Below are 18147 nucleotides of genomic sequence, written 5' to 3'. Positions count from 1 at the left end.
ACAGCGACGTCAGCGTGCCAAGTCAGTTTGATGACGCCGCGCGATCAGGCGTATTTGCGATATTCAACGGCGGAAACTGGCAAGTGAAAACATATCCACGATGGTGGTGGCACGTCACATGCTGAACAAGGGTTTGAGCAAGCAAGTGAGCGTCCGCTTGTTCGAAGTCATACGATCCATGGACGTCTCCAGTCTTACAGAAAGGAATACAGGCATGAAGCACTTCTCAATGGCATGCGCGATCGGCGCCGTACTTTGCGTTTCCAGCACGGCATTTGCACAAAACAATCCGCCCAGCTCGGCCACCGGCTTACAAGCGGGTGACAATGCCCAGACCACCAACCAGGCCGCTGGCATGGGCACGACCGGCACCACGCACCACAAGTCGATGAAGCACAAGAGCTCCACGTCGATGGGCAAGAGCGATACGCCTGGAATGGGCACGGCGACCCCGAGCGGTCCGGCCGCCCCCGTGACGGCAAGCGGCTCGGGCTCGTAAGCCATGCGCCGGAGGGGAATGTCGAGCCGGCGTTCCCTTGCTCCGTGACAGGGTTTCACCGAGATTCCTGATGCCGGGAAAGTGGCAGGGTTTAGCATTATTGATGACGTAGGCAGCAATACAACACTTTTGCAGCAGGCGTTATCGACCAGTTCTGGTTGAGGAATCGCTGCGCTACACTGTGTCGGCGTTTTGCAATACGCACGTCAACCCCTCGTCAAACTCTCGCTTATCAGGTTCGCCTCATGAACAATCTTCTGAAGAAATTCCTTGCAGTTCTGATCGTTGCTGCAGTGGCTGCGCCGGCCGTTTCGTACGCAAAGCCGCATCATCATCACAAATTTCCGAAAGCCGAGCACGTTACACACACGGCTCATTAAGTTCTCCGGGACGGTCAATAGCTTGTGGCGGGAGTGGTTGGCCAGCCAGGGGTTATCAAAGACGGCTTGCTCTTTACCGGGCAAGCCGTTTTTCTATTGGGCGATTCGAAATTTCAAAGCACTTAATGTCAGTGATATGCTGGTCCATTATCGCGTCGCGTTTCTTGAATCCGCATTCCCTGAATTCGGTTTTACATCTACGGCAAGCGCATGAATCCCGCTGACCTCCTTCCCGCCCAGTCGCCCGATACGGCGGCCAAACAGCGCATTCGCTTTGGCATTGTGCTGTTGCCGAATTTCACGCTGACGGCATTTTCCGGCTTTGTCGATCTATTGCGTCTTTCCGCCGACGAAGGCGATTTCAGCAAGCCGGTCAGGTGCTCGTGGAGCGTGATAGGCGAAACGCTTGCACCGGTGCGTGCGAGTTGCGGCATTCAGATTACGCCCTGGGAGACATTCGACAAAGCCGAGTCATTCGACTACGTAGTCGTCGTGGGCGGCCTGCTGCATTCAGGCGTGGGCGCAAACGACGCCACGCTGCAATTCATCCGCCGCGCCGCGACCACCAACGCCACGCTCGTCGGCATTTGCACGGGCGTGTTCTCCCTGATGCGCGCGGGCGTGCTGGACGGTTATCGAATTTGCGTAAGCTGGTTTCATTACTGGGATTTCGTGGAACGTTTTCCCGGCGTGAATGAAGAAATGCTGGTTGCAGACCGGTTATTCGTCATGGATCACCGGCGCATCACATGCTCGGGCGGGCGTGCATCGATCGATGTTGCCGCTGCAATCCTGCTGCGTCATTTCGAAGCTGCGACAGTGCAAAAGGCGCTGCGCATCTTGCTTGTCGATGACATGCAAAAAGGCAACGCGCCGCAACCGCATCCGCCGGGCCTGGCGCCCGCGACGCATCCGAAAGTAAAGCGCGCAATCTTGCTGATGGAACAGCACGTGGGACGCTCACTGACGCTCGATGAACTTGCGCACAAACTGGATCTATCGACGCGGCAACTGGAAAGGTTGTTCAAGGCCGAAACGGGCAAGGCGCCACAGGCTTACGCCAAGCAAGTGAGGTTGCGCACAGCCGCCTGGTTGCTGACCAGCTCCGACAAAACGGTTGCCGATATTGCATCGAGCTGCGGATTTTCCGATGCTTCGCACCTGGGCCGCGAATTCAGGAAGCAGTTCGGGCTTGCGCCAATGATGTATCGCGAGCAGCGCGGCACGGCCGCGCCCGAAGACGCGGCGAGCGTCGCAACGCTCGAACTGGCCGCGGATTTCGATGAAACTTTCCCAGGGCGCGCGCGGGCTATCTAATACCGTTCACCCGCGCGAGCGAAGCTTACTGCGCCACGTAGGTCTTGACCGCCGTCAATCCATCCTTCCCATCGAACGTCTTCACCCCCGCCAGCCATTTATCCAGCACCGCCGGGTTCGCCTTCAACCAATCCTTGGCCGCCTTGTTCGGATCGGTCTTGTTCATGATCGGCGTCATCACATGATTTTCTATATCTGTGGAGAACTTCAGGTTATCGACGAGATGAGCGACGTTCGGGCATCGCGCGGCATAATCCGGCGGCGTGACCGTCAGCACTTTTGCTTCGCCGTAATTCGCGCCGAACACGTCGTCGCCACCGCTCAGATAATCGATCTTCATCGATACATTCATCGGGTGCGGTTCCCATCCCAGGAACACAATCCACTTCTTCTCGCGAATCGCCCGGCCCACTTCGACCAGCATGCCGGCTTCGCTTGACTCGACCATCTTGAACTTGCCCAGGCCATACTGATTCGAGTCGATCATTTTCTTGATCAACGCGTTGCCATCGTTACCTGGTTCAATGCCATAGATCTTGCCATCGAGCTTGTCGAAGTTCTTGGCGATATCGCTGAAGGACTTCAGGCCGCCCTGGTACGCGTAATCGGGAACTGCGAGCGTGTATTTCGCGCCCGTCAGGTTGGGCGCGGGCAGGACTTTGATCTGGTTTGCCTTCTGGAACGGCTGGACGATCGGGTCCATCGTCGGTGACCAGTAACCGAGGAACACATCGATCTGCTTGTTCTTGATACCCGCAAACGTAATCGGCACGGAAGCGATCGTCTTTGTCGGCTTGTATCCGAGACCCTGCAGCACAGTGGTCGCGAGTCCCGTGGTCGCGGCAATATCGGTCCAGCCGACATCGGCGAAACGCACGTTCTGGCACGCCGCCGCGTCGGCCGCAAACGCGCCACCGGACATCGTGACATTCATTAAAACCGCAAGCGCGCACGACGACGCAATTCCGTGAAGTTTCATATTTCTCCCTATTGTGGAAACTGCAGACACGACAATGCCGCGCCAGACACGGCGCGTCACGTTTGAAACTGATCTTTAGGCCGATTGCCTGCGCTCGATACTCGGCGCATGGCCAAATTGCGCGCGATATGCCTTGCTGAAATGACAAGGCGAGTGGAAACCGCAAATGGCGGTAACGCGCGAAATGGAGGCATCGCTGTTACGCAATAACTCGCGCGCACGCCGCAGGCGCAGCGTGAGGTAATAGTGCGTTGGCGATACGCTCAGGAACATCTTGAACATGCGCTGCAGATGCCGCTGCGAGAGCTTCACGAGCCGCGCAAGTTCTTCCAGGGAAAGGGGCTCTTCAATATTGGCTTCCATCAGCCGCACGACTTCGATCAGCTCGGCGCGTGAGAAACCGACACGGGCGTCCACCGGGATGTGTTGATGATCGGTCGTGCCGCGAATCCGTTCAACGATGAATTGCTCGGACACCTGCGCCGCATGCGCCTGCCCGAGCCTCATGCCGACAAGATTCAGCATCAGGTCGAGCGGCGCGGTGCCGCCCGTGCACGTCACGCGGTCCCGGTCGATGACAAAGATTTCATCGGCGAAACGCACATGAGGATAGCTCTTGTGCAGCGGCGACATATCTTCCCAATGCACGGTGCATCTGTAGCCATCGAGCAGATTGGCCGCCAGCAATGCATATGCGCCCGTGCATATGCCGCCTAGCGGTATGCCTTGCTGTGCGACCTGCTGCAGCAACGCAATCACGTCGTCGTTCACGTAATTGCGGACATGCCAGCCCGCACATACAATCAATACATCCGGCATGCCCGCTTCGGCAAGCGTCCTCGTCGGCTTCACCGTGATGCCGTTGCTTGCACGCGCCGGTTCGCCATCAGGCGTGATCACCGACCATGTGTAGTGCTCCGCGCGTCCAACATAGTTAGCCATCCGTAATACTTCGATAGCGCTCGTAAAAGCGATCATCGAAAAATTCGGCAGCGTCAAAAACCCGAAGTGCGACAGCTTCGATAACGGCGAGTCAGATGGCTGACTCGCTGGATGAATCCGGTCCGGCACCATCGCGTCTCGCTTCATCGGGTTTTTATCCTTGGCTGATTTGACCGCGTGCCCTGCAAAAAACTCAACTTTGTTGCGCAGCCGGCGTGCGCCGCACACGCATGACACTGCGAATTCCTGACAGCAGCGGTGCGCGCGCCATACCCGGCGAACGGCCGAAGCTTTCCGTAATGCGGTCCAGGATGATCGCGAGCAACACCACCGACAAGCCGCTTTCAAACCCGAGCCCGATATCGAGCCGCTGAATACTCGCGAGCACGTCGTTGCCGAGACCGCCGGCGCCGACCATGGACGCGATGATCACCATGGACAAAGCCATCATGATTGTCTGGTTCACGCCGGTCATGATGGACGGCAACGCGTTCGGGAACTGCACCTTGTAAAGCAATTGCCAAGGCGTGCATCCGAACGCCTGACCCGCTTCCACGATCTCGCGATTCACGTGCTTGATCCCGAGCGATGTGAGACGCACGGCGGGCGGCATCGCGAAGATGACCGTGGACAAGATGCCTGGAACGCGGCCGAGGCCGAACAGCATGGCAGCAGGAATCAGGTACACGAACGCGGGCATGGTCTGCATCAGGTCGAGGACCGGACGCACGATGGTCTCTATGGTCCTGCTCTTCGCCGTCCAGATGCCGAGCGGAATGCCAAGCAACAAGCTGATCAAGGTCGCCGACAACGTCAGGCCAAGGGTGATCACCATCTCGTCCCAGAAGCCGGTTGCATAGATCAGCAGCAGGGACAACAACACGAAGAGCGCAAAGCGCCAGCCAACCCGCCATAAGCCGATGCCGACAAAGATCGCCATCATCAGCCACATCGGGATGGCTTGCAGCCCGTGTTCGACCATCGCTGCGAAGCTCTCGATAACCCGGCCGATCGCATCGAAGGTTTTTGCATCGTGGTCGAGCAGATATTTGACGCCGTGATCGACCCAACTGCCGAGCGGAATAATTTCAGACATGGGAGCCTCTATGTCGAGTCAGAGCCTTGAGGACGTTCGTCTTGTTGACCGAACCACAATACGATCCGTCCGCGTCGACCACCGGCAGCGGTGCGCGGCTTGCGACCACGCGGCTGACCACCACATCGAGCGGCGTCGTGCGTTGAATGCATTCAATGACGTTGATTTCCGGCGATGCCTGGCCCACCGAATCGCGGCATACAAACCCGCGGATCTTGCGTTCCTGGTCCATCACGAACGCGTAGTCGGCGCTGCCGTTGAGCGCTTGCGAGACGCTCGATGCATCGATCTGCGAGCCGTGTCTCATCAACGGCACGACATCGGTCTGCATGAGATCGCCGGCCGTCAGATAACGGCTTGTGTCGATACCGTCGAAGAACGCGCGCACATAGTCGTCGGCGGGATTCGAAATGATTTCCTGCGGCGTGCCGATCTGGACCACGCGGCCGCCTTCCATGATCGCGATGCGCGTGCCGATGCGCAGCGCCTCTTCAAGATCGTGCGACACGAACATGATCGTGCGCTGCTGTTCGCGCTGCAGATCGAGCAGCACGTTCTGCATTTCCTTGCGCTTGAGCGGATCGAGTGCCGAGAACGCCTCGTCCATGATCATCAGCGACGGGTTCACGGCCAGCGCCCGTGCGAGACCCACGCGCTGCTGCATCCCGCCCGACAACTGCGCGGGCAGTTTCTGCGCAAACGGCGCGAGACCCACTTGTTCGAGCACGCCCATCGCGCGTTTTTCGCGTTCCTTGCGTCCGATCCCCGCCACTTCCAGTCCGAACGCCGCATTCGATAAAACCGTGCGTTGCGGCATCAGCGCGAACGACTGGAACACCATGCTCATGTCCTTGCGCCTGAGCGATGTCAGCTCCGAGCGCGGGACGGACGCCACATCGCGCCCGTCGATAAGGACCTTGCCCACGGTCGGCTCGACCAGCCGGTTGATCAGCCGGATCAGCGTCGACTTGCCGGAACCCGACAAGCCCATCAGCACGAAAATCTCGCCCTCGCGTACGTCGAAGGACACGTTGTGGACGCCGACAATCTGGCCGGTCCTGGCAAAGACCTCTTCTTTCGTTGCGCCGCCGGCAAGCATGTCGATCGCCTGCTTCGGGCTCGTACCGAAGACCTTGCACAGGTTTTCGACCACGACCTTTTCGGATTTCATCGAACGCTCTCCTGGTTGGCGGACGTGCGTCCGCGCTCTGCATACATAGTTGCCAGAAAAAAGTGCGGGTTGCCGACTATTTCCGACGCTCACATGTGGAAATACGACACCTCGATTTGCTTTTTCTCGAAGCAAAAAAGACGGAGCCTTGTTGGGAAAGGGTTTGCGAGCAATCGAGAGCGATTTTGTGAGGTTTTTCGGATGTCGCGCCAGAGCAAGTGGCAGCGCTTTTCTTCGAATTTCAGGCAGCTTTCAGCCTTTTCCCGGGACCCGGAAGCGTTGCGAACGGTCGTTTCAGGTCAAGAATGCCGCCTCGCTGCCGTTAACCCTTCATATTCCCTACATGTATCTCAGAAATCAATATGTCGAAATTCAACCTCCGCCGGGCAAGTGCCGGCGCGAAGTTCGCTGTTCTTGCGTGCGTTCTTGCGGCCATGGTCGTCGCCGGTTTCACCATTGTGGTCACCCATTCGGCCGGCGAGGAGATCGATGCCCAGGCGCTCGACCGCATGGACGACGATAACCGTGCAATCGGCACGATGATCCGTCTCTACGACAAAGCCGTCACCGCAGAAGTCGAACGCGCCATGACGCTGTTTTCGAGCTTCCTCCCGGCGGATTTTGCGCTGGACGAAACGCAAAAGGTCGATATCGGCGGACTGGCGACGCCGACATTCAAAGCCGGCGACAAGCCGATGAACCTCGATTTCTCGATTCCCGATCAGTTCCTCGAACGCAGCGGCGCGATTGCGACCGTGTTTGCGCGAAGCGGCGACGATTTCGTGCGCGTGACGACCTCGCTGAAAAAACAGGATGGCGAGCGCGCGATCGGGACGCTGCTCGACCGCAAGAGCCCGGCGTATGCGCTGATCGTGGGCGGCAAGCGATTTACCGGCATGGCGTCGCTGTTCGGCAAGCAGTACATCACCGAGTACAAACCCGTCGCCGATGCATCGGGCCGCGTGATCGGCGCGTTGTTCGTGGGCGTGGACATCACGGCGGAGATCGCCACGCTGCAGCAGAACATTCGCGATCTGAAGGTCGGCGAGAACGGCTACTTCTTTGTCATCGATGCATCGAGCGGGCCGAATCGCGGCAAGCTTCTGGTGCATCCGGGCATAGGCGACTCGACCGGCACGGCGCTCCAGTCAGCCGATGAACGCATCGCGCCGTTCAAGCAGATGCTGGACGCAAAAGAAGGCCGCCTTTCCTTCGATGCCCCTTCCACGCCCGAGCTTGCGAACCCGCAAGTGCATGGCGGCGCGAAGGAGATCGTGTTTCGCTCAGTGCCTGAATGGCAATGGGTGATCGGCGGAATTGCGTATCGCGATGAACTTCTCGCGGATATGCGAGCCATGCGCCATCGTTTCCTGGTGCTGGGGTTGCTCGTGATCGCCGGGTTGGTCGCCGTGCTGCTTTTTGCCGTGCGCAAGCTCGTGACGCAGCCGCTGGAACACGTCACGCACGCGTGCGAACAGATCGCCGCGGGCGACCTCAGCGTGCGCCTCGCCACCACGCGCGAAGACGACGTCGGCCGGTTGATGATCGCAATCGATGGCATCGCGACGGGCCTGGCGCGTATCGTCACGCAAGTGCGCAGTGCATCGGCGGACATGTCGGATGGCACCGGACGGATCGCGGCCGGCAGCAGCGACATCTCGCAGCGCATCGCGACGCAGGCCAGCAGTCTCGAGGAGACGGCCGCGAGCATGGAACAGATCACATCGACAGTGCAGCAAAACGCCGCCAATACGGCGCAGGCGGATCAACTGGTGGCATCGGCAAGCGAAGCGGCACGTGAGGGCGGCGAAGCGGTGAGCCGCGTCGTCACCACGATGAGCGCAATCGATGCATCAGCGCGCAAGATCTCGGACATCACCTCCGTGATCGAAGGCATTGCGTTCCAGACGAACATCCTGGCGTTGAACGCGGCCGTCGAAGCGGCGCGCGCCGGCGAACACGGCAGGGGATTTGCTGTCGTGGCATCCGAAGTGCGCGGCCTTGCGCAACGCAGCGCCGCCGCGGTGAAGGAGATCGAGGGGTTGATCGCGGAATCGGTCGGCCGGGTCGCCGATGGTTACCGGATCGCCGAAGAAGCGCGCGGCACGATGACCGGAATCGTGGAACGCGTCGCGCGGGTGAATGCGATCATCGGTGAAATCAGCGTGGCGTCGCGCGAGCAATCGAGCGGTATCGAGCAGGTGAATCTCGCGGTCGCGCAGATCGGCGAAGCGACGCAGCAGAATGCGGCGCTGGTCGGCGAAGCGGAACAGTCAACCGCTGAACTGCTCGAACATGCGATTGAGCTCAACCGCGCGGTGAGCGTGTTCCGGGTCTGATCAACCTACGACGTCGGCCGGATCATCTCGAACATCTCGCCAATTGCGGCGTAGTCCCCGCGATATCCCGCCCGCATGATTGGCTGCGCGGCGGCGGTATCGAAGATGCCGTCCTTCAGGAACTCACGGCGGATATGTACGCCGACCACCTGGCCGAGCGCGAGCCAGTTGTTCATTGGCGTGCCGTCCAGCGCTTTTAGCCGGACGATCTGCAGAAGCTTGCATTCGAGCGCCGCCGGAGACTCCGCCACGTGCGGCACGTTCACATTCACGCCCGGCGCCTTGGTCAGCCCGGCGAGTTCGAATTCATCGACCTCATGCGCGACCGGCGCGGATGTCTTGTTCATCTGCTCGGCGAGCGGCCTGCTCGACAGATTCCACACGAACTCGCCGGTTTCCTCGATGTTCGTGATGCTGTCCTTGTACCCTTCGCTCGAGAACCCGATGATGTACGGGAACGTCGCGAACGCGCCAAAAAAGCTGTACGGCGCGAGGTTGACGCGGCCGTTCGGATCCCGGCTTGATATCCACCCGATCACCCGCGGCGCAACGATCGCCTTGAACGGATCGTGTCGCAGCTGATGTCCTTCGTCGGGGTGGTAGAAATGTGTGTCGGTGGTATTGCTGCTGTCATTCATGATTCTTCCTGGTCTGCTTTGCCGTGTGATGGATCAGCCGTTTGCGCCCTGCCTTTACGCGCGCGTGGTGTGCATCGTCCCAATCATAAAAGCCCTGCCCGCTGCGCACGCCCACGTGACCGTTTTCCACGCGCTCGCGCATCAACTGCAGGACGTCTTCATCCTTCGCAAGTTCGGGCATCAAATGCAAGCCGATGTCGAGCAGCGTGTCGAGCCCGCCCAGATCCGCGCTTTCCAGCGGTCCGACCATGCCGTAACGCCGGCCGAGCGACGCTTTCATCACGGCATCGACAACTTCCGGGGTCGCCGCGCCCGACCTCACGATAGCCAGCGCCTCTCGTAACACGGCAAACTGCAGGCGGTTGCCAACGAAGCCCGGAATAGCCTTTGTCAGCACAACGGGTTCCATGCCGATGGCCGTCATCAAATCGGCCGTGCGGCGTGTGACCCCGGGATCGGTTTCTGTACCCGGTACGACTTCAACGAGCGGGATGGTATGCGGTGGATTCCAGAAATGCGCAATCACGAACCGAGCCTTGTTTTCCAACACTTGCGCGAGAAGATCGGGCGGAAAACCGCTGGTATTGCTGGCAAAGATGGCGTCGTCGCGCAGTAACGGTTCGAGCGCCCTATAGGTCCGGTTTTTCAGTTCGAGCACTTCGGGAATCGCTTCCACGATAAACCCCGCCGTCGCCACACGTTCGAGCTTGTCCGTGGTTTCAATGCGCCCGAGGACAACCGCTTTATCGTCCGCATGGAAAACGCCGGCGTCGATCAGTTCCTCAAGGATTGCCTCTGCTTTTGCCTGCACCGACGCCAGTCGCGCGGCATCGATGTCATGAACGATGGTCGGGTAACCGTGCAGCGCCGCCTGTGTTGCAATGCCAACGCCCATGAGGCCACTGCCCACCACGCCGATAGTGATCTGATTCAATTTCTCTCCGCTGTTTTTAAGCCGATCATTCAACCCTTGCCGGCTAGGATAGCGTAGCGGCCTGAAACCCGCGCCTCGGCCAAACGGCCGTGACGTGCATCGGAGCGGCAAATCCAGGGCAAAAAAAAGCCGGCGGCCTTTTCAGGAAGCCGGCTTTTGCCGTGCATCTCGTTCTGATCTCAGCCCGTGAGATCAGTCATGGTGGTGGTCATCATGCGGCGGGTGGTGCGGACCCTGATCATGCGGGTGATGGCGCATCCATTCGTCGCGCTGCCAATACCGATGACCGTCCCAATAGCGGTCGCCGTGCCAGCCGAGGTTGATCACCACGGCGGTCTTCATCATGTGGGGCTCGCCGTAGCTTTGCTGCATGGCCGGTCCGTGAATCATGCCGTTGTCGACCTGAGCAAATGCCGCCGTGCCCGTCATTAACGCGCCGCCGGCAAGCAAGGCAGCGATGATCGTGCGTGATGTTTTCATGACTATTCTCCTTTTTTAGCTTCTCACAAAACGCGCGGTGAACGTGGGGATGTGTTGCGCCAGTGCCGCGTCGTTGAAACCACTTTAGCCACGCCGCAGATTGCACGACGTGAGGGCTTGTAAGTGTTCGTATCAATAGAAAGAACAGTCCGAGCTTGGTCGTAAAGTTTTCAAGCTATTGATTGAATTGAGTTTCAGGACGTATATGCGGCGGCGGGCCACTGGTTTTTTTGGCGCACCGTGTAAGCAACGAAAATATGAAACCACGTTTTTCGTATGACATATTACGGAACGATTTCAGTAACCTGATCGGTTATGTAGTTGTAATCGAAGGCGTGAATCAGGCCTCGTCCAAGCGAGTATGGGGAATCGATACGGTGGGGCAAGCGAAACGGAAAGCGCGCGAAGCAACGCCGATGAAGCGGGGAATTAGTGACGATGGCCCCAGAGACAATCAGGCTATCGGTAAAACGTTTCCAAGCTAGAAAAACTACATCATTCAAATTCTAAGAAAACAGGCGGACCGCACTACGAAAATTTCATGTCAAGCAAAAAACAACAGCATGATCAACTTTCGACGCGGTCCGCGCTGCTTTCGCGACAGCTCACAGACGAATACCGAAAACGGTGCCACGTGCCTTGCGAACGCGCTCTGCTTCGGCTTGGCGGGCTTGGTACGAATAGTCCGAGTCCATCGGAAGATGCGGCGATTCAAACAGCGATGCGATTTTTTGCAGCAGTGCGAAGAGGTAGCTCATGTCAAACTCCGGTTGGTTGGTTCAGGGTTATCCCTTAGGCATGATTATAGGGTTTTCACTGACGGATTCCTAGCGCAAGGCAACATTTTCTTCGTAGTTTTTCTACATCTATGCGTTTTAGCAACGGCAGGGCAGTATCAAGACCGCAAAAACCGTAAAGGTTACCGGATTGTTTCGGCTAGGTTTCCTACACGGATGGGTTCAATGCAGGAAAGTGTGAGCCGCGAGGGTGGCGGCCCGAGTCCTAGTCAACCTGCGGTGAGCTTTTTCGGGAGCCGGTGTGCGGTTCCGTGTTCGAGTGATCGGCTGACGCCAGCGGCAATTCGCCGTTGGCGGGTGCTTCGGGTTGACTACAACCGGCAGTATCGTCCTCCCTTGCTTCGTGCCGCGTCGCGCGTATCGATGCCAAGTGCTCTTGCGCGTCTTCCATCGACGAGACAGCCTCCACCGCCGCCATGAACACGTCCGGCAATTCGAAGCCCGGCAGCGTGCACTGCCGGATGTCCGTGTTCAACGCCTGGAGCGTGGCGCGCTCGGTATCCTCGGCGAACAGATCGAGCGTCGGCGCTCCGTACGGCGCGCGGCTCATCACAGCGCCACGCTGCACTGGCCGCGCGGCACGAGCAAGTCTGGCGGCGGCGTCAATAGGAGCGGGCGCGCAGGCAGCCATCTTGGCGGGATCATCGGCCGAGGCGGGAGAAACATCTGGACGAGCGGGATCTACAGCGGAATCGGGCATAAGTCGATGATGAAGAACAACGCGGAAAGCGAAGCTTGCGAGCGACCACCACCACTTATAAAGCGGCCCGGCGCCAAACGTCTGCGGGATTTTTTGAGCGCGCATTGTCGCACGTCGGTGCCGATAATTTCGGCAACCACATCGCTACAGTGCGCCTTCTTCCTTGAATTCACGCACGGTATCCAGCGCGCGCAACCTTGCGCAAATCGCCTGATATTCCGTCGCCGACACCCGCGACAGCGAAATCTGCACTTCATCCAGGTCGGCGGAATCATCGCTTTGCTGCACGACAAACTGCTTCACCCGCACGCTTCCCGCACCGAGCGCCTCGTGCAGCGCGTGGAAATTCAACGTGCCGCGCTCCACGAGCAAGGTCAACTGACGGCGCTGTTTCACCGATATGAACCGCCGTTCCAGCGGCTTGATACCCGCAAGAATGATCAGGATGATGATGGTCGCAGCAATCGATGCCGTGTAGAGTCCGCCGCCCACGGCAAGTCCGATCGCGGCGACCGACCACAGGCTCGCCGCCGTCGTGAGGCCGCGGATGATCTCGCCGCGCAACAGAATGGAGCCCGCGCCGAGAAAGCCGATCCCCGATACCACCTGCGCCGCGATCCGCGATGGATCGAGGACGATGTGATCGCGGCCGAGGACATCGGCGAAACCAAACGCCGACACGATCATGATGAGCGTCGATCCGACGCATACGAGCATGTGCGTGCGCAGCCCGGCCGCCCACGACAGCCGTTCGCGTTCGAAGCCGATCACGCTGCCGAGCGCAGCGGCCAGGATGAGCCGCGCGATGAGGTCCATATTGCCTGGCATAAGTGCGTTTTCTCCTTTGATTGCGTTTTGCGGTGGCCTTGCAGGCGTCGGGGCACCGACGATGGTCCGGCAGGCGGCCGTTTTGATTTATCCTTGGTGCCCGCGTCCGGTGGCAACGCCGCCGGGCTCAACCTTTATTCTTGAAGCCGTATGCACGACCCAGATTTCACTGCGGGAACATCCTCCACCGGCGCGGCCCTGAAGGCGCATTACGAGCGCGTCGTGTTGCCCATCTGGCGCGGCCCGGGCTACAACCCGGCAATGCGTCTCGCCTACGAAGCCGTTTCCGCCGATGGCGTGACGCCCGTCCCCGCGCGTCGCTACCGCGCCATGGCATGCGCCCGCCAGCTCTTCGTGTTCGCGCACGCGGGGGACATCGGACACGCCAATACGCTGTTCGATTCGCTTCAGACCTATTTTCAGGACAGGAAAAACGGCGGTTGGTTCTATAGCGTCGACGCGAGCGGCGCGCCGCACGAGCGCCAGAAAGACCTCTATACGCACGCATTCGTGATTTTTGCCTGCGCGGAATATGCCTGGCGCGCGGCACCGGCGGACGCAGAGAAAGCGCTGACGGTGCTCGAAGAAACATCGGCGATCATCGAGCGCCTGATGAGCGCCGAAGGCGGCTTGTTTCAATCCGCAATGACCGAGGACTTCTCCACCGCACTCGGCTCGCCGCTGCAAAACCCGTTGATGCATTTGACCGAAGCGTGGCTCGCCGCGCGCGACGCCACTGGCTTCGCCGTGTTCGACCATCGGCTGGAAAAGCTTGCGGCCGCTGTCTCGAGCGCATTCGTGCATCAGGAAACGGGGTGTATCGCTGAATTGCCGATTGGAAGCGCCAATAACTGGCTCGAACCGGGTCATCAATTCGAATGGCTGTTCCTGGTCGAAGGCAGCGGGCACGCGGCTTTCGGAGCGGCCGGGCTTGAGCACGCGTTGTTCCGCGCGTTCGATTTTGTGCAGCAATGCGGCGTGGATCCGGTGACGGGCGGCGTGGCTGCATCGGTCAGTGAACATGGCGGCGTGATCGATTCGACCCAGCGCATCTGGGCACAGACGGAATATCTGCGCGCGCTCGCCACGCACTCCGGCGATGCTGTTCGCGCTCAACTGCCCGCGCAGATCGAACGCTTTACGAATCGGTTCCTGCGGCCGAACGGGTGGATCGAAAGCCAGACGGCGGATGGCGTTATCGTCCGGTCGGAAATGCCTTCGACTACGCCCTACCACCTCGCAACCGCTTACGACGCGTTGCCCTGAAGCTTCAAGAAGTGTTTCGAGCGCGCTCCGGACGCCTCGCCATTCGCGCGAGGCGTTTCGCGTTTCAGGTTTCGTGTTTCTGCGTGAACTATCCCGTCCTGCGTTCAAATCGCCGATAAATCCCGTTTAAACCGGTAATTTGTCCGCGAATTCGAGATCGTCCTTGCACAGTGGAGAAGCGCTACCTACAGTCTTCTGCAGGACCGCGCCGATGGCCCTCGCCCCGATGCGGATTTGTGGGACTCAAGCTGACTGGACCGAAACCAAATGTAGGAGTGTCCGAATGGCCGAAATTGTCGATATCGCACGGGGCGCGTTGAACGCGCAGCCGTTTAGCGCCATGCTGGGAACGAAGCTCATGCAGGTCGACTCCACGAGTCTCACGCTATGCCTGACCATTCGCGATGAACTCAGGCAGCAACACGGTTTTGTGCACGGCGGTGTGGTGAGTTATCTCGTCGATAACGCCCTGACCTTTGCCGGCGCGCTGCGCCTCGGGCCGAAGGTGGTCACCGGCGAATACAAGATCAACTATCTGCGGCCGGCGGTATCGGGCACCTTGATGGCTCGCGCACGCGTGATCTATGCCGGAATGACGCAGGCAACGTGTCAATGCGACGTGTACGTCACCGATGGCGGCACCGAACGCCTCGTCGCGGTTGCACAGGGAACGATTCATCGGATCAGCGAAATGGCTGCGGAGATGGAGCCGGTGAGCGCTTGAATTTTCTGCTGCAATGAAACGAAAAAAGGGGCCGTTCCAATGGTTGTTGGAACGGCCCCTGTTCTTTATGGTGCTGGCTTATTTCGCGTCGACCGTGCGTTGTTGCTGTTCGCCCAATCCCTGAATGCCGAGACGAACCGTCTGACCTGCTTTCAGGTAAACCGGCGCGGGTTTCACGCCCATGCCCACGCCCGGGGGCGTGCCCGTGGAGATGACGTCACCCGGTTGCAGGCTCATCACCTTCGACAGATACGCGACCAGTTCGGCAACGCCGAAGACCATCGTCTTGGTGCTGCCGTTCTGATAACGGTGACCGTCGACTTCGAGCCACATGTCGAGACGCTGCGGATCGGCGATTTCGTCCTTCGTGACAAGCCACGGACCAATCGGGCCGAAGGTGTCGAAACCCTTGCCCTTGTCCCATTGCGTACCATGCTCGATCTGCCACTCGCGCTCGGAAACGTCGTTGATCACGCAATAGCCTGCAACGTAGTCCAGCGCGTCTGCTTCGCTGACGTACTTTGCATGCTTGCCGATCACCACGCCGAGTTCGACTTCCCAGTCGGTCTTTTTCGATTCACGCGGGATTTCGATATCGTCGTTCGGGCCGCAAATCGCGCTGGTCCATTTGCCGAACAGCACCGGTTCAGTCGGAACCGGCAGGTTAGATTCGGCAGCATGATCGGCATAATTCAATCCGATACACACAAACTTGCCCACGCGCGCCACGCACGGGCCAATGCGCGGTTCGCCCGTCACTTCAGGCAGCGTGGACGGATCGATTGCGCGCAGTTTGGCAAGGGAGGCGTCGGATAGCGTTTCGCCTGCGATGTCGTCAATAACGTTCGACAAGTCGCGAATCTTGCCGTTCTGATCCAGCAAACCCGGTTTTTCCTGACCGTTCGGCCCAAAGCGCAGCAGTTTCATCGTGAGTGATCCTTCAGTTTCAGGTTTTGATTCGGTTGACGAGGTGTTCGATGTGCCCCGTGTGTAAAGAGGGCTCGTCAGGAGCAGCGTTTCAGAGAATGTGAGATAGAACCATAGCATTCACATGACACGTCTTTTTACCATTCCCGGCTTTCGTTGCGATTGCTGACGCGAAATTCCATGTATACCGTCGGGATTCTTCACGCCTTATAAGCGGTAGAACGTCTTTGCGGTATCTCCGAAAAGGGCCTGTTGTTGCGGTGCGTTCAGATGCGACGTCAATTGCCGCGCTGCGTCATGCCATTGTGCGTAATCGCCGTTCAGGTTCAGCACCGGCCAGTCGCTTCCCCACATCAAGCGATCCGGTCCGAACTGCTTCAGAAGATGATCGACGTAAGGCTTCAGTATTGCCGTTGTCCAGCCCGGTGCAGCTTCGGTCGCCAAACCTGAGAGCTTGCAACGCAACCCTTGCGGCAAGGCCGCCAACTCTGCCATGCCATCCGCCCAGATTTGCCACCCGGCGTCTCCGTCCTTGATTTGCGGTTTAGCGCCGTGATCGATGACGATCCGCAAATCAGGAAAACGCTTCGCAAATATCTTCAACGACGCAACGTGGCGCGGAAATATCAAAGCATCGAAGGCGAGATTGTTTTTTATCAGCGCGTGAATTGCCGGCGCCAACGCGGGATTCTCGATCCAGCGATCATCTGGCAGGTCCTGAAGCATTGGACGCACGGCCTTGAATTTCGGCTCACGTGCCAGTTCATCAATCAAATCGGCTGCGTTCGGCGCGTCCAGTGGAACCCAGCCGACCACGCCCGCGATAGATGAATCATTGCGCGCAAGATCGAGCAGGTATCGGGTTTCATCGACGGTCTGCGCCGCCTGCACAACCACCGTTCGAGAGACATTCTCCGCTTCGCGAAGCGGCTTCAAGTCATCCGGACCAAACTCGCGATACAGACCGCCAAGCTCAGGTATCAACCAGCCGTAGTCTCCGCGCGAAGGGTCCCAGAAATGCTGGTGCGCATCGATGGATTCAACGCTCATGATTCGGCTTCGCCGGAACGTTCGGGCACGGGTGCCGATGCATGCAGCAGTCCCGCCGCCCGCAACGCGTCCCATAAATCGGCTGGCAGAGGATCAGCGAATGAAGCAACGTTCGACCGTACCTCGTCGGGGTTGCGCGCGCCCATGAGCACGGTAGCGACAACTTTATGCGCATAAGGAAACTGAAGGGCCGCGCTCGACAATGCGACGCCATGCTCGCGGCATATTCGTTCCAGCGCATCGACGCGCTCGATGATCGAAGGCGGCGCATCGCCGTAGTTGAACTTCTGGTTGATCGCTTTCGGCGGCACATCGTGCGTCAACCCACGCGCGAGAATGCCCGAGTTAAATGCACCGCCCAGCAAGATGCTGACGCCGCGTTTCTCGCATTCGGGGAGCAAGTCGTCGAGGACGGCTTGTTCAAGCAAAGTGTATCGGCCGGCGAGTAACGCGCAATCGATATTGAACTCCGCCATCGCTTCCTGAACCGCCGCGCCTTCGTTCACGCCGAGTCCGACCGCTTTCACGCCACGCGATGCCCGTAGTTCATCGAGCGCGCGAAAACCGCCTTCGTCCGTGAGTTGCCGCCAGTAAAACGCGTTCTTCTCGCCGTGCGTAACGCGGCCAATGTCATGAATCAGAACAATATCGATATCCACGATTCCCAGACGCTGCTGGCTATCTTCGAATGAACGAAGAATGCCGTCGTAGGTGTAGTCGTAGGTCGCCTGGAAAGGCAGGGGATTCGACCAGCCTTCGCTGCCGTCATATGGCGTCGTGCGCGGGACAAAACGGCGTCCGACTTTGGTGGACAACACGTAATCTGCACGCGGATAGCGTCGCAGTGCATCGCCCATGCGATGTTCAGCTTTCGTATGGCCGTAGTGCGGGGCGGTATCGAAAAATCGGATGCCAGCTTGCCAGGCGGCATCGACCGTTGCCTGCGCATCGTCTTCCGACAAGTCGTGATACAGGCCGCCAAGCGGCGCACTGCCCAACGACAGCGCCGTCACTTCCAGCGATGTTTTTCCGACCTTGCGCTTTTTCACGACGGGGTTTCCGGTGATTGGGTTCATCGCG

The 18147-nt window shown here is 59.0% G+C and carries 18 protein-coding genes; 5 read left to right on the top strand and 13 right to left on the bottom strand.

The genetic code is table 11. From position 1 onward, the window contains the following. The first annotated feature begins 214 nt into the window (after positions 1 to 214). The gene (locus AX768_RS29405) at positions 215 to 499 is read left to right on the top strand and encodes a hypothetical protein (protein ID WP_062003764.1); all 285 of its coding nucleotides are present in this window, start codon (positions 215 to 217) and stop codon (positions 497 to 499) included. A gap of 590 nt (positions 500 to 1089) precedes the next feature. Continuing rightward, positions 1090 to 2196: a GlxA family transcriptional regulator gene (locus AX768_RS29395; protein ID WP_062003545.1), complete on the top strand. Its 1107-nt coding sequence runs from the start codon at positions 1090 to 1092 to the stop codon at positions 2194 to 2196. A 25-nt stretch (positions 2197 to 2221) separates the two neighbouring features. Here AX768_RS29395 and AX768_RS29390 read toward each other — a convergent pair whose 3' ends face one another. The 4 genes from AX768_RS29390 to AX768_RS29375 all read right to left on the bottom strand — a co-directional run bounded on the left by AX768_RS29390 (position 2222) and on the right by AX768_RS29375 (position 6384). Then, positions 2222 to 3130 carry a choline ABC transporter substrate-binding protein gene (locus tag AX768_RS29390; protein ID WP_442857278.1) on the bottom strand — a complete coding sequence of 303 codons (909 nt, stop codon included), beginning with the start codon at positions 3128 to 3130 and terminating at the stop codon, positions 2222 to 2224. 120 nt (positions 3131 to 3250) lie between these two features. After that, entirely contained in the window at positions 3251 to 4264 is a 1014-nt protein-coding gene (locus tag AX768_RS29385; RefSeq protein ID WP_062003763.1) for a GlxA family transcriptional regulator, read from the bottom strand. Between the two features lie 46 nt (positions 4265 to 4310). Next, the gene (gene choW / locus AX768_RS29380) at positions 4311 to 5213 is read right to left on the bottom strand and encodes a choline ABC transporter permease subunit (protein WP_062003541.1); all 903 of its coding nucleotides are present in this window, start codon (positions 5211 to 5213) and stop codon (positions 4311 to 4313) included. Further along, positions 5206 to 6384 (bottom strand): quaternary amine ABC transporter ATP-binding protein, encoded by a 1179-nt coding sequence (locus AX768_RS29375; RefSeq protein WP_062003539.1) that lies wholly within the window; start codon positions 6382 to 6384, stop codon positions 5206 to 5208. Before AX768_RS29375 ends, choW begins: the two co-directional genes overlap by 8 nt. Positions 6385 to 6746: 362 nt before the next feature. Here AX768_RS29375 and AX768_RS29370 point away from each other — a divergent pair, with 362 nt between their 5' ends. Then, on the top strand, positions 6747 to 8723 hold the full coding sequence (locus AX768_RS29370) for a methyl-accepting chemotaxis protein (protein WP_062003537.1): 1977 nt from the start codon (positions 6747 to 6749) through the stop codon (positions 8721 to 8723). Between the two features lie 5 nt (positions 8724 to 8728). On the opposite strand, the gene AX768_RS29365 is transcribed toward AX768_RS29370, so the two are convergent. The 6 genes from AX768_RS29365 to AX768_RS29345 all read right to left on the bottom strand — a co-directional run bounded on the left by AX768_RS29365 (position 8729) and on the right by AX768_RS29345 (position 13100). Then, on the bottom strand, positions 8729 to 9361 hold the full coding sequence (locus tag AX768_RS29365; protein WP_062003535.1) for a flavin reductase family protein: 633 nt from the start codon (positions 9359 to 9361) through the stop codon (positions 8729 to 8731). Beyond that, positions 9354 to 10256 carry a 3-hydroxyacyl-CoA dehydrogenase family protein gene (locus tag AX768_RS29360; RefSeq protein ID WP_231941625.1) on the bottom strand — a complete coding sequence of 301 codons (903 nt, stop codon included), beginning with the start codon at positions 10254 to 10256 and terminating at the stop codon, positions 9354 to 9356. Before AX768_RS29360 ends, AX768_RS29365 begins: the two co-directional genes overlap by 8 nt. Before the next feature lie 231 nt (positions 10257 to 10487). Next, the gene (locus tag AX768_RS29355; RefSeq protein ID WP_062003533.1) at positions 10488 to 10775 is read right to left on the bottom strand and encodes a hypothetical protein; all 288 of its coding nucleotides are present in this window, start codon (positions 10773 to 10775) and stop codon (positions 10488 to 10490) included. 605 nt (positions 10776 to 11380) lie between these two features. Further along, positions 11381 to 11533 carry a hypothetical protein gene (locus AX768_RS33390; protein WP_162916086.1) on the bottom strand — a complete coding sequence of 51 codons (153 nt, stop codon included), beginning with the start codon at positions 11531 to 11533 and terminating at the stop codon, positions 11381 to 11383. A 244-nt stretch (positions 11534 to 11777) separates the two neighbouring features. Continuing rightward, positions 11778 to 12122, bottom strand: coding sequence for a hypothetical protein (locus tag AX768_RS29350; RefSeq protein ID WP_155524358.1), 345 nt, complete (start codon positions 12120 to 12122; stop codon positions 11778 to 11780). A gap of 294 nt (positions 12123 to 12416) precedes the next feature. After that, entirely contained in the window at positions 12417 to 13100 is a 684-nt protein-coding gene (locus AX768_RS29345) for an MgtC/SapB family protein (RefSeq protein ID WP_062003530.1), read from the bottom strand. 150 nt (positions 13101 to 13250) lie between these two features. Between AX768_RS29345 and AX768_RS29340 the strand changes: the two genes are divergently transcribed. Together AX768_RS29340 and AX768_RS29335 are read left to right on the top strand one after the other, a co-directional pair. Continuing rightward, positions 13251 to 14366: an AGE family epimerase/isomerase gene (locus AX768_RS29340; protein WP_062003527.1), complete on the top strand. Its 1116-nt coding sequence runs from the start codon at positions 13251 to 13253 to the stop codon at positions 14364 to 14366. Positions 14367 to 14649: 283 nt separating this feature from the next. After that, a complete protein-coding gene (locus AX768_RS29335) occupies positions 14650 to 15090 on the top strand; it encodes a PaaI family thioesterase (protein ID WP_062003526.1) in 441 nt (146 codons plus the stop codon). Between the two features lie 78 nt (positions 15091 to 15168). Here AX768_RS29335 and AX768_RS29330 read toward each other — a convergent pair whose 3' ends face one another. From AX768_RS29330 to AX768_RS29320, 3 genes are all read right to left on the bottom strand, one after another. Then, positions 15169 to 16017: an ureidoglycolate lyase gene (locus AX768_RS29330; RefSeq protein WP_062003525.1), complete on the bottom strand. Its 849-nt coding sequence runs from the start codon at positions 16015 to 16017 to the stop codon at positions 15169 to 15171. Positions 16018 to 16224: 207 nt separating this feature from the next. Beyond that, positions 16225 to 17067: an amidohydrolase family protein gene (locus AX768_RS29325; protein ID WP_062003524.1), complete on the bottom strand. Its 843-nt coding sequence runs from the start codon at positions 17065 to 17067 to the stop codon at positions 16225 to 16227. Beyond that, a complete protein-coding gene (locus AX768_RS29320) occupies positions 17064 to 18143 on the bottom strand; it encodes an aldo/keto reductase (RefSeq protein WP_062003523.1) in 1080 nt (359 codons plus the stop codon). Before AX768_RS29320 ends, AX768_RS29325 begins: the two co-directional genes overlap by 4 nt. Positions 18144 to 18147 lie beyond the last annotated feature (4 nt).

Source organism: Burkholderia sp. PAMC 28687, from assembly GCF_001577465.1.
Lineage (GTDB): Bacteria > Pseudomonadota > Gammaproteobacteria > Burkholderiales > Burkholderiaceae > Caballeronia.
Note: the sequence above shows the minus strand (reverse complement) of the source record. Positions and strands in the feature narration are given on the sequence as shown.

Coding starts and splice junctions, on each gene's coding strand:
- AX768_RS29405 (WP_062003764.1), top strand. CDS start 215: ATGAAGCACTTCTCAATGGCATGCGCGATCGGCGCCGTACTTTGCGTT.
- AX768_RS29395 (WP_062003545.1), top strand. CDS start 1,090: ATGAATCCCGCTGACCTCCTTCCCGCCCAGTCGCCCGATACGGCGGCC.
- AX768_RS29390 (WP_442857278.1), bottom strand. CDS start 3,130: ATGAATGTCACGATGTCCGGTGGCGCGTTTGCGGCCGACGCGGCGGCG.
- AX768_RS29385 (WP_062003763.1), bottom strand. CDS start 4,264: ATGAAGCGAGACGCGATGGTGCCGGACCGGATTCATCCAGCGAGTCAG.
- choW (WP_062003541.1), bottom strand. CDS start 5,213: ATGTCTGAAATTATTCCGCTCGGCAGTTGGGTCGATCACGGCGTCAAA.
- AX768_RS29375 (WP_062003539.1), bottom strand. CDS start 6,384: ATGAAATCCGAAAAGGTCGTGGTCGAAAACCTGTGCAAGGTCTTCGGT.
- AX768_RS29370 (WP_062003537.1), top strand. CDS start 6,747: ATGTCGAAATTCAACCTCCGCCGGGCAAGTGCCGGCGCGAAGTTCGCT.
- AX768_RS29365 (WP_062003535.1), bottom strand. CDS start 9,361: ATGAATGACAGCAGCAATACCACCGACACACATTTCTACCACCCCGAC.
- AX768_RS29360 (WP_231941625.1), bottom strand. CDS start 10,256: ATGGGCGTTGGCATTGCAACACAGGCGGCGCTGCACGGTTACCCGACC.
- AX768_RS29355 (WP_062003533.1), bottom strand. CDS start 10,775: ATGAAAACATCACGCACGATCATCGCTGCCTTGCTTGCCGGCGGCGCG.
- AX768_RS33390 (WP_162916086.1), bottom strand. CDS start 11,533: ATGAGCTACCTCTTCGCACTGCTGCAAAAAATCGCATCGCTGTTTGAA.
- AX768_RS29350 (WP_155524358.1), bottom strand. CDS start 12,122: ATGAGCCGCGCGCCGTACGGAGCGCCGACGCTCGATCTGTTCGCCGAG.
- AX768_RS29345 (WP_062003530.1), bottom strand. CDS start 13,100: ATGCCAGGCAATATGGACCTCATCGCGCGGCTCATCCTGGCCGCTGCG.
- AX768_RS29340 (WP_062003527.1), top strand. CDS start 13,251: ATGCACGACCCAGATTTCACTGCGGGAACATCCTCCACCGGCGCGGCC.
- AX768_RS29335 (WP_062003526.1), top strand. CDS start 14,650: ATGGCCGAAATTGTCGATATCGCACGGGGCGCGTTGAACGCGCAGCCG.
- AX768_RS29330 (WP_062003525.1), bottom strand. CDS start 16,017: ATGAAACTGCTGCGCTTTGGGCCGAACGGTCAGGAAAAACCGGGTTTG.
- AX768_RS29325 (WP_062003524.1), bottom strand. CDS start 17,067: ATGAGCGTTGAATCCATCGATGCGCACCAGCATTTCTGGGACCCTTCG.
- AX768_RS29320 (WP_062003523.1), bottom strand. CDS start 18,143: ATGAACCCAATCACCGGAAACCCCGTCGTGAAAAAGCGCAAGGTCGGA.